The sequence below is a fragment of the Streptomyces sp. SID3343 genome, assembly GCF_009865215.1.
Taxonomy (GTDB): domain Bacteria; phylum Actinomycetota; class Actinomycetes; order Streptomycetales; family Streptomycetaceae; genus Embleya.
Window position 1 is genome coordinate 1 of sequence record NZ_WWJX01000641.1, and the last position, 10,872, is coordinate 10,872.

Below are 10,872 nucleotides of genomic sequence, written 5' to 3' on the forward strand. Positions count from 1 at the left end.
GACGGGCGCGCACGACGGCGGGCTGCGGACCGCGGTCGCCCGGGTCAAGGGCCGGCTCGGGCCCCCCGCCCTGCCGTACGGGCTCGCGGCCCTGTTCTTCGCGATCTACACCGCGCATTCGGTGCTGCGCCACCGCCGGATGGAGACACACGCGTACGACCTGGGGCTGTTCGAACAGGTCGTCCGCGCCTACTCCGACTTCGAGGCACCGGTCTCGGATATCCGTGCCCCCGGCTTCAACGTGCTCGGCGAGCACTTCCACCCGATCCTCGCGCTGCTCGGCCCGATCTATCGGATCTTTCCCGGACCCGTCACGCTGCTCGTCGCACAGGCGTTCCTGATCGCGCTCTCGGTGGTTCCGATCACCCGGATCGCCGCACGCGCGTTCGGCCCGCTCGGCGCGGCGAGCGTCGGCATCGCGTACGGCCTGTCGTGGGGCATCCAGTCGGCCATCGCGTTCGACTTCCACGAGATCGCCTTCGCGGTGCCGCTGATGGCGTTCGGCCTGGAGCGCTTCATGCTCGGGCGGCACGTGGCGGCGTTCCTGTGGTGGCTGCCGCTGGTCCTGGTCAAGGAGGACCTCGGGCTCACCGTCGCCGCCGCGGCCGTACCGCTGTTGTTCCTCCGGCGCTGGAAACTCGCCGGTGTGCATGTGCTGGTCGGAGTCTCGGCGTTCGCGCTCGCGATCTTCGTGCTGCTGCCGGCGATGAATCCCAACGATACGTACGCGTTCTGGGGCAATCTCGACTCGTCGCAGCGCTCGGGCAACGCCGATCCGGGCACGTCGCTGAGCCAGGTGCCGCTCACCGAACTGGTCGTGGACCTGCCCAAGTCGATGGTCCTGCCGAGCACGAAGTGGATGACGCTGTTCACGCTGCTGCTGCCGACCGGCTTCCTCGCGCTGCGCTCGCCGCTGATCGCGATGGTCGTGCCGACCCTGCTGTGGAGGTTCACCTCCAGCAACGAGTTCTACTGGGGGACGTACTTCCATTACAGCGCCGTGCTGATGCCCATCGTGTTCGCCGCGTTCGTGGACGCCGTGGTCACCCTGCGGGCGTCGCACGTCGACTGGCTGCGCCGCTATGCGATCAAGGCCGCCATCGTGCCGTTGGCGGTGTCGATGGCGCTCGCGCGCGACTTCCCGCTGATGGATCTGTTGCACAAGCGCGCGTGGGTGGTCCCGGACCGGGTGCACTCGGCGCACAAGGTGCTCGACCAGGTGCCCGACGGCGCGACGGTGTCGGCGACGATGAGCTTCTCGCCGCAACTGACCACACGCGCGCGGGTGACCGACTTCCCGACCATCCTGCCGGGGCCCGGCTACGTCGCCGTCGAGGTGTGGGGCGGCAACAAGGACTGGGCCAACTACTGGATCGCGCATCTCAAGGGACAGGGCTTCGACGAGATCGCGCGCGAACCCGGCGCGGTGCTGCTCCGCCGCTCCTGACGCCCCTCCGCACCGGGCGGCGGACGGCGGACGGCAGGCGCAGGGCCCGGTGAATTCGACGCCGGCGCCCGGGCGTTGCTCCGCCGTCTCCCCGACCTCGATCCGACGCTCGGCGAAACCTTCGCCGAGCGTCGGATCGGCGTTCCCCGAACCGTCGTGGCGTGTCGTCCCGCGAACGTCCCCGAACCGAACCCGACGAACCGAACCCGACGAACCGAACCTCGTCCCGAACCCCGTCCCCAACCACGTCCCGAGCCAAGGTCCGAACCCCGTCCCGAACCCCGTCCCGAAGCCGCCCCGACGACGACCGAGCGTCGCCGCGTTGGGCCGTCCGAGTCTCTCGGCGTACTCGGTCGTCGGCGCGTCCTGCTGCCCTCCGGTGCCCGCCGAGAGGACTCAACAGGACGCCGAGAGGGCGTTTCGAGGACTTTTCGACCTGTCCCGAGGACCCTGAAACTCCCAGGTTTGCCCTGATCAGAGCCACTTTTTCCGGCCATTGTCGGGAGTTTGTCACAAATGCGCGGGAAGGGACTCCCATGCCGGCCATGATTAGTTACTCTGTGTTGAGTAGGGCAAGCTCACAGTGACGGGTTGGTGTATCGTCCGAGTCGTGGGGCGTTGAGGGACGCGCACGCTCGGGTGGTTTCGCCCCCGTCGCGCCGGCGCCGACCGCCCCGCCTGACGGCTGGGTACGAGGGGCCGGGGCAGTGCCATGAAGCGCCGTGGTGGCGACTTCGGGCAGAGGGGAGTGCGGAATGCCGGGGGACCACTGCTGCTGGAGTGGCCGAGCCATGACGACCCGGTGCGGCTGCTGATCTTGGCCGACACCCCTGCGCAGCGGCGTCTCAAGTATGTGATCGCGCCGCTGTGCCTCGTGTACGCGATCGGTGCGCTCCAGGGCTGGGGCAATCCGACGCTGTCGCTCGCCATGGGTGACTTCGGCCTGTCGGCCGCGGCCGCCGTCGCGGCGGGCTCGTGCCTGCTCAAGTCCTTCCACGAGAGCGGCCGGGCGCGACTGTCCTGGGCGCTGTTCGCCTTCTCGGCGACGATGGTCTCGCTCGGCAACGGCATCTGGGGCTGGTACGAGGTCGTCCTCGGCGAGCCCGTGCCCACGCCCGGCCCGTCCGACGTGATCTTCCTGCTGTTCGCGCCGCCCACGATCGTCGGCCTGGTGCTCGTGGCCCAACGTCCACGCGGCATCGCGGCGTGGACGTGCATGGCGCTCGACGGCTGGCTGATCGCGGGCTCGCTGTTCACGCTCGGTTGGAGTCTCGCGCTCGCCCGCAGTACCGACGGCGACCGCTCCGACGTGTTGCAGATCGTGCTCACGCTCGCCTACCCGGTGCTCGACATCCTGATGATCAGCATGGTCCTGGGCCTGCGATTTCGGGCCGGCTCGGGTGATCGCGCCGCGCTCAACCTCGCGTTGGTGGGGCTCGCGGTCACCGTCATGAGCGACGCGCTGTGGACCACACCGGGCCTCAACAGCGGTTATCGCTCCGGCGGTCTGCTCGACGCGGGCTGGTTCGCGGGCAGTCTGCTGCTGGCGATCGCGCCGTGGACGGGCGAGAGCGTAACGGCGGGGCAGCGGCCCCGACATCGGACGATCTCGATGCTGTCCGCGCTCACCCCCTATATCGCGGCGGCGGTCTGTACCGCGGGCGTGCTCGGCGGCGCGGTGGCCGGGCACGCCCCTGATCGGGTCGTGCTCGCGGTCGGCGCGACCGTGCTGGTCACGTTGGTGTTGCGACAGGGCATCACGCTCGTCGACAACGTCTTCATGGCGCAGGAACTGTCCGCCACGGAGAGCCACTTCCGCTCGCTGGTCCAAGGCTCCAGCGACGTGATCATGATCGCGGCGAGCGACGGCGTGCTCCAGTACGTCAGTCACGCCGTGCGTCGGGTGTACGGGTTCGAGCCGGAGGAACTCGTCGGCACCCGACTGGAATTACTCATCCATCCCGAGGAGAGCTCCCGGGTGCAGCGCGAACTGCGCGCGTTCTTGGACGGCGCGGTCCCGGCCGGCGAGACCGACACGGGGATGGTCCGGGTCGAGTGTCGGATCCGCTCGGCGGGTGGCACGTGGCTGCACACCGAGTCGGCGGTCAACCGCTACGGCGACGGGCTGATCTTCAACAGCCGTGACGTCACCGACCGGATCAAGCTGCAGACCCAACTCGAACACGACGCGTTCCACGACCGGCTCACCGACCTGCCCAACCGGGCCCTGTTCGAGGACCGCATCCAGCACGCGCTCGCGCAGCGCCGCGGGATCACCCCCACGGTCGCGGTGCTGTTCGTCGACCTGGACGGGTTCAAGGCGGTCAACGACAACTACGGGCACACCGCGGGTGACGAACTTCTCGTCCAGGCCGCGCGCCGGCTGGAGCGCGCGGTCCGGATCGGCGACACCGTCGCCCGCTTCGGCGGCGACGAGTTCGCCGCTCTCCTGGTGGGCGACCCCACCCCGCGCGCGATCCGCGAGATCGCCGAGCGCCTGCTGTCCACGCTCTCGTCGCCGTATCGGATCGCCGACGGCGAGGTACGGGTCGCGGCCAGCATCGGCATCGCCTTCTCCGCGCCCGGCATCGCCCCGCCCGACCTGATGCGGCACGCCGACGCGGCGATGTATCGGGCCAAGGACGGCGGCAAGGGCCGCTGCGAGGTGTACACGCCCGACATGGACGCCGACGTCGAGCGGCGCGCGGCCCGCGCCGCCGGGCGGCGCCGGCTCGATCGCGACGGTCGGGTCGGCATCACCTACCAACCCGTCGTCGACCTCGACACCGGCCGCGTCCGCGACGTCGAGGCGGCCCTGTACCGTCCCGACAACGACGGGGCGACGGTGCGCGCCGACCGCGTCCGGCTCACCGCCGGCGTCGACGGCCGGCTCTCGGCGATCGGCCGCCGGCTCCTGGAGGAGAGCGTGCTCGCCGCCGCGACCTGGCGCGCGAGCGGCCACGAGATCGGCGTCACCGTGGGCCTGGCGGCCCGGCAACTCACCGGCCCCGGCTTCCTCGACATCCTGGAGCAGACGCTGCGCGGGGCCGAGCTGTCGCCCGACGCGCTCACCCTGGAGATCACCGACAACGTGCTGCCCGACGGCGACGAACTGCTGCTCGACCGGATCGCGGTGTTGCGCCGGCTCGGCGTGCGGCTCTCGCTCGACGACTTCGGTACGGGCCACTCCTCGCTCACCTACCTGCGCCGCCTGCCCGTGGACGCGCTCAAGATCGACCGTTCGTTCGTGGCCGAGGTGGGCACGTGTCCGCACCTGACCGTGCTCACCTCCACGATCGTGCGGCTCGGCCTGGACTCGGGGCTCACTCTGGTCGCGGCCGGCATCGACAGTCACGCCCAGGTGGACATACTCCGCGAGATGGGCTGCCAGCAGGGCCAGGGCGCGTGGTTCCACCCGGCCGTCCCGGGCGACGCGATCTTCGACGTGCTCGGCCAGACCCCCCTCGGTGACAGCGCCGTTCGAGGCCCCAGACCCGAGCCGATCCCGGACTCGCGGACGCCGTTTCCCGTCCAGGTACCCCGGCCGCAGTTATGACGAGTCGTCAGACATGGACAAAGAATCTCGCATAATGAGATGGATATCGGGTCGGCTTGACACGTACACGCGCTCGGAGGGAGAGTCGCGGACATGCAGACCCGAATCCTCGTACTTGAGAAGCGCGTGAACTGACCGGCAAGAGTCGGTTCGCGCGCCCCCCTCGCCTGCCTGACGGCAGCGGGGGTTTTTTGTTGTAGTCCGACGGGTCCGGGCCTCGCGCCCCACTCGATATGCCGACTTCAGATCGAGAAGAGACGAACGCATGACCGATCAGGTGACAGGAGCCCAAGCGCTGATCCGCTCCCTGGAAGCCGCAGGGGTGGACACGGTCTTCGGCATTCCCGGGGGCGCGATTCTTCCCGCCTACGACCCGATGATGGACTCGACGAAGGTGCGCCACGTCCTCGTCCGCCACGAGCAGGGCGCGGGCCACGCCGCGGAGGGATACGCGCAGGCCACCGGCAAAGTCGGTGTGTGCATGGCCACTTCGGGCCCCGGGGCGACCAACCTGGTGACGCCGATCGCCGACGCGCACATGGACTCGGTGCCGATCGTCGCGATCACCGGCCAGGTCGCCAGCGCCTCGATCGGGACGGACGCCTTCCAGGAGGCGGACATCTGCGGCATCACGATGCCGATCACCAAGCACAACTTCCTGGTCACCGATCCGGCCGAGATCGCGCCCACGATCGCCGCGGCGTTCCACATCGCCTCCACCGGTCGACCCGGTCCGGTGCTCGTCGACATCTCCAAGGACGCGCTCCAGGCGACCACCGACTTCATCTGGAACGGCACCCCCGAACTGCCCGGCTACCGCCCGGTCACCCGGCCGCACGCCAAGCAGATCCGTGAGGCCGCCCGGCTGATCAGCGAGGCCAAGCGTCCGGTCCTGTACGTCGGCGGCGGCGTGCTGAAGGCGCACGCCTCGGCCGAGCTGAAGATCCTGGCCGAGCTGACCGGCGCGCCCGTGGTCACCACGCTGATGGCGCTCGGCGCCTTCCCGGACAGCCACCCGCAGCACCTGGGCATGCCCGGCATGCACGGTACGGTCGCCGCGGTCACCGCGCTGCAGAAGGCGGATCTGATCTTCGCCCTCGGCGCGCGCTTCGACGACCGCGTCACCGGCAGGCTCGACACGTTCGCGCCGTTCGCCAAGATCGTGCACGCGGACATCGACCCCGCCGAGATCTCCAAGAACCGCACCGCCGACGTGCCGATCGTCGGCGACGCCCGCGAGGTCATCGCCGACCTGGTGGTCGCGGTCCAGGCCGAACACGAGGCCGGCCGGTTCGGCGACTACCAGGACTGGTGGACCTCGCTCAACCGCTGGCGCGAGACCTACCCCCTGGGCTACGACACCCCCGAGGACGGTTCGCTGTCGCCGCAGCTGGTCATCCAGCGCCTGGGCGCGATCTCCGGCCCCGACACGATCTTCGCGTCGGGCGTGGGCCAACACCAGATGTGGGCGTCGCAGTTCATCAACTACGAGAAGCCCTACACGTGGCTCAACTCGGGCGGCGCGGGCACCATGGGCTACGCGGTCCCCGCCGCGATGGGCGCCAAGGCCGGCATGCCGGACACCACCGTGTGGGCGATCGACGGCGACGGCTGCTTCCAGATGACCAACCAGGAACTGGTCACCTGCGCCGTCAACGACATCCCCATCAAGGTCGCCATCATCAACAACGGCACCCTGGGCATGGTGCGCCAGTGGCAGACGCTGTTCTACAACCAGCGCTACTCCAACACCGACCTGCAGAGCCGCCGGCTGCCGGACTTCGTCAAGCTCGCCGAGGCCATGGGTTGTGTGGGGCTGCGGTGCGAGAGCCCGGACCAGCTCGACGCGACGATCGAGAAGGCGATGTCGATCAACGACGCGCCGGTCGTGATCGACTTCGTCGTCCACCAGGACGCGATGGTGTGGCCGATGGTCGCCGCGGGTTCCTCCAACGACGAGGTCATGGCGGCGCGCGACGTCCGCCCCGACTTCGGCGACTCGGACGACTGACCAGGCCGACAGGGCATCAGGAAGGCATTAGGAGTCCAGCGATCATGTCCAAGCACACACTCTCGGTCCTCGTCGAGAACAAGCCCGGTGTCCTGGCCCGGATCACCGCGCTGTTCTCGCGTCGGGGCTTCAACATCGACTCGCTCGCCGTCGGCACCACCGAGCACCCCGACATCTCGCGCATCACGATCGTGGTGACCGTGGTCGAGGAGCTGCCGCTGGAGCAGGTGACCAAGCAGCTGAACAAGCTGGTCAACGTGCTCAAGATCGTCGAACTCGACCCGCCCGCGTCGGTGGGGCGCCAGCTCCTGTTGGTCAAGGTGCGCGCCGACCACGAGACCCGCTCGCAGGTCGTGGAGATCGTCCAGTTGTTCCGCGCCAAGACGGTCGACGTCTCGCCGGAGGCGGTCACGGTCGAGGCCACCGGCGGCCCCGACAAGCTCGCGGCGATGCTGCGGATGCTGGAGCCGTTCGGCATCAAGGAACTCGTCCAGTCGGGCGTCGTGGCCATCGGCCGCGGCGGTCGCTCGATCACCGATCGCTCGCTGCGCTCGGTGGAACGCTCGGCCTGACGCACCGGCCCGGCCCGTTCCGGGTCGGCCTGCCTGACGGACCGTCACGGTCCACATTTCAAACCGCCGGGGCACCGTACCGCCGTCGTTTGCGAAGATGACGGCGGGGCGTGGCCCCTGAAACACCCCGTCTTGAAGGAGAACCACGAAGTGGCCGAGCTGTTCTACGACGACGACGCCGACCTTTCCATCATCCAGAACCGCAAGGTCGCGGTGCTCGGCTACGGCAGCCAGGGCCACGCCCACGCGCTGTCGCTGCGCGACTCCGGCGTCGACGTGCGGGTCGGTCTGCTGGAGGGCTCGAAGAGCCGCGCCAAGGCGGAGGAGGCCGGCCTTCGCGTCGTCACTCCCGCCGAGGCCGCCGCCGAGGCGAGCGTCATCATGATCCTCACCCCGGACCCGGTCCAGGCGAAGGTGTACGCGGAGGCCGTGGAGCCGAACCTGCAGGACGGCGACGCGCTGTTCTTCGGTCACGGCTTCAACATCCGGTTCGGCTTCATCAAGCCGCCGGCCAACGTCGACGTGTGCATGGTCGCCCCGAAGGGCCCGGGCCACCTCGTGCGCCGTCAGTACGAAGAGGGTCGCGGCGTGCCGTGCATCGTCGCGGTCGAGCAGAACGCGTCGGGCAAGGCCCTGGAACTCGCGCTCTCCTACGCGAAGGGCATCGGCGGCACCCGCGCCGGCGTCATCAAGACGACCTTCACCGAGGAGACCGAGACCGACCTGTTCGGTGAGCAGGCCGTGCTCTGCGGTGGCGCCTCGGCGCTGGTCAAGGCGGGCTTCGAGACCCTGGTCGAGGCCGGCTACCAGCCGGAGATCGCCTACTTCGAGTGCATGCACGAGCTGAAGCTCATCGTCGACCTCATGTACGAGGGCGGCCTGGAGAAGATGCGCTGGTCCATCTCGGAGACCGCCGAGTGGGGCGACTACATCACCGGCCCGCGGATCATCACGGCCGACACCAAGGCCGAGATGAAGAAGGTCCTCGCGGAGATCCAGGACGGCTCGTTCGCGACCGCGTGGATGGCCGAGTACGAGTCGGGCCTGCCGAAGTACAAGGCGTACGTGAAGGCGGACTCCGAGCACAAGCTGGAGACCACCGGCAAGGAACTGCGCAAGATGATGAGCTGGGTCACCAACGAGGCCTGATCCCTCGTCGCACCCCGCCCTACCGGATGCCCCGGACCGCCACGGTTCGGGGCATCCGCGCGTCCCGAGCGTGGTGGACATTCCGCAGGTCGGGGAAGTTCCGTGCGTTGCGGCGCCGTTGGCGAGCTCGCGATCGTGCGCAACCCCGACCGTCCGGCGCACGTGTGACCGGACGGGGGTCGCCGCACGATCGCGAGCGACATTGACGGGGGAGAACTGCGACGATGACGGGCGAGGAGGCGTTGCACGCCGCTTTCGTGGACCTCGAACGCGACGTGACGCGGATCCTCGGCCCCGGCCCGCCCGACGGCGCGGCGCACATCGCCGTCCTCGCGGCCCGACGCCGCCCGCGAGTCCTCTTCGGCGTCGCTCTGTTGGGATTGCTCGCGCTCGGCGCCGGCATCCGAGTGGGGGTGGGGCGGAACCGATCACCCGCTTCCGGGCGTGGGTGGGGGAGACACGCTCGCTGCGGACATTCCGCGACGTGAACCGCCAACGGGTGCGCGTACCGAGCCGGATAAAGTACCTGATCACGGCAGGACGAAGACGCCGCGACGGGACGCGGGGGAACGATGGGACGGGACACGGGCGGTCGAGCCGACTTCGACGTGTTCTACGCGGAGAGTCACGGTGCTCTCGTCGCGCACCTGTACGCGCTCACCGGTGACCTCGGGGAGGCCCAAGAGGCCGCGCAGGAGACGTACATCCGGGCCTGGAAGGACTGGGAGCGGATCAGCGGCTACGAGAACCCCGTCGCCTGGATCAGACTCGTCGGCCAACGCATCGCGGTCAGCCGCTGGCGGCGCACCCGCACCGCACTCAAGAGTTGGATCAAGCACGGTCCCGACGGCCATCTCCCCGCGCCCGGGCCGGAATCGGTCGCGCTGGTGGCCGCGTTGCGCAAGATTCCGGAGGCGCAACGCCGCGCCGTGGTGATGCATCACATGGGCGGCCTGTCGGTGGCCGAGATCGCCGCGCACGAGGGCGCGCCCGAGGGGACGATCAAGGCCCGCCTCTCGCGCGGGCGCAGTTCGCTCGCCGTGCTGCTCGCCGACGGGTCGGAAGCGGTGTCGACGGGGCGTTCCTAGGCATTGGGTCTTCGGGGCTGGGCGCGATGGCTCGGGTGGACGGGTCGGACGTCGGGCCGGGGGTGGTTGGCTGTGTGCCTGCGGTCGGGGATCGGATCGGGTGCCGGGAATCGGCTTGGCCGGCAAGGCATCCGACGGGGGGTCAGGAGTCGGTCCATCCCGGACGATTTGCGAAACCGGAAGGAATTGCCCTCGCGGTTCACATGCGAGCGCCGCATCCGAGGCAGCATGCTGGAACGAGGCAGTGCCATCGCCGCACCGGACTTGCCGTTCCGGGCCGACATCGTGGAGCGTGAATCACATGAGGGGCAGAGGGGACGCGGGTCGCGAGACGACCGTGCCGGCTCGCGCCGGCTATCCCGAGCGCACGCTGCGGCAGGACGAGTTGCGCGCCGAGCGGCCTCCGGCCGACGACGACGACATCTTCGGTGATCTCTATCTCGACTTCGAGGACGCGCCGTCCCGCGAGGCGGTGACCCGGGTCGAGCCGGTCTTCGAGCCGCGTCCGGAACCGGTTCACGAGTCGGAGTCCGAGAGCGAGCCCGACGCGGAGTACGAAACCGAGAGCACGTACGAGCCCGCGACGGCGTACGAGCCCGAGCCGGCGTACGAATCCGAGTCCCAGCCGGACTCCGAAGCGGCGCCGAACCCCGAGTTCGACGACGAGCCACAGGCCGAGCCGGCCGCCGAGTTCGACCGCGAGTTCGGTGCGCCGTTCGGGAGCGAGTTCGACGCGGACTTCGACGCCGCGCCGGCGGCCGCGCCGGGGCGCGGGTCCGCAGCCGACTTCGGGTCGGAACCGCGGTCGGACCGGCGGCCCGAATCGCGGTCGGAACGGCGGCCCGAACCGCAGTCCGAATCGCGGTCGGATCGGCGGCCCGAATCGCGGGCGGAGCCAGGGCAACGCGGCGGCCCCGAAGCCGAGTCCGAGGCCGCATCCGAACCGGGACCCGTCCCCCGCTCGCCATGGGACCGGACCCCGCGGTCCGCCGAGACGTTCGCCCCCGGGTCCGACCCGGTCGAGGCACGACCCGAGCCGGCCCCGCACA

6 protein-coding genes and 2 pseudogenes are annotated in these 10,872 nt (G+C 69.7%); all 8 read left to right on the forward strand.

Annotation, left to right across the window (positions count from 1 at the left end; all coding sequences use genetic code 11):
* Positions 1 to 1,447: DUF2079 domain-containing protein (locus GT354_RS19600; protein ID WP_161357594.1), on the forward strand; the 1,447-nt coding region annotated here is incomplete at its 5' end.
* An 802-nt stretch (positions 1,448 to 2,249) separates the two neighbouring features.
* Positions 2,250 to 5,003, forward strand: a complete 2,754-nt coding sequence (locus GT354_RS19605) for an EAL domain-containing protein (RefSeq protein ID WP_161357595.1) — start codon at positions 2,250 to 2,252, stop codon at positions 5,001 to 5,003.
* Positions 5,004 to 5,241: 238 nt separating this feature from the next.
* Positions 5,242 to 7,014: pseudogene (locus GT354_RS19610) on the forward strand (acetolactate synthase large subunit); the annotation flags it as partial.
* Positions 7,015 to 7,058: 44 nt separating this feature from the next.
* Complete coding sequence (ilvN, locus tag GT354_RS19615) at positions 7,059 to 7,586, forward strand: acetolactate synthase small subunit (RefSeq protein WP_161357597.1); 528 nt, start codon at positions 7,059 to 7,061, stop codon at positions 7,584 to 7,586.
* A 150-nt stretch (positions 7,587 to 7,736) separates the two neighbouring features.
* Entirely contained in the window at positions 7,737 to 8,735 is a 999-nt protein-coding gene (gene ilvC / locus GT354_RS19620; RefSeq protein ID WP_161357600.1) for a ketol-acid reductoisomerase, read from the forward strand.
* A 224-nt stretch (positions 8,736 to 8,959) separates the two neighbouring features.
* Positions 8,960 to 9,223 (forward strand): hypothetical protein, encoded by a 264-nt coding sequence (locus GT354_RS19625; protein WP_161357598.1) that lies wholly within the window; start codon positions 8,960 to 8,962, stop codon positions 9,221 to 9,223.
* A gap of 84 nt (positions 9,224 to 9,307) precedes the next feature.
* Complete coding sequence (locus GT354_RS19630; protein ID WP_161357599.1) at positions 9,308 to 9,823, forward strand: SigE family RNA polymerase sigma factor; 516 nt, start codon at positions 9,308 to 9,310, stop codon at positions 9,821 to 9,823.
* A 301-nt stretch (positions 9,824 to 10,124) separates the two neighbouring features.
* A pseudogene (locus GT354_RS19635) lies at positions 10,125 to 10,872 on the forward strand (hypothetical protein); the annotation flags it as partial.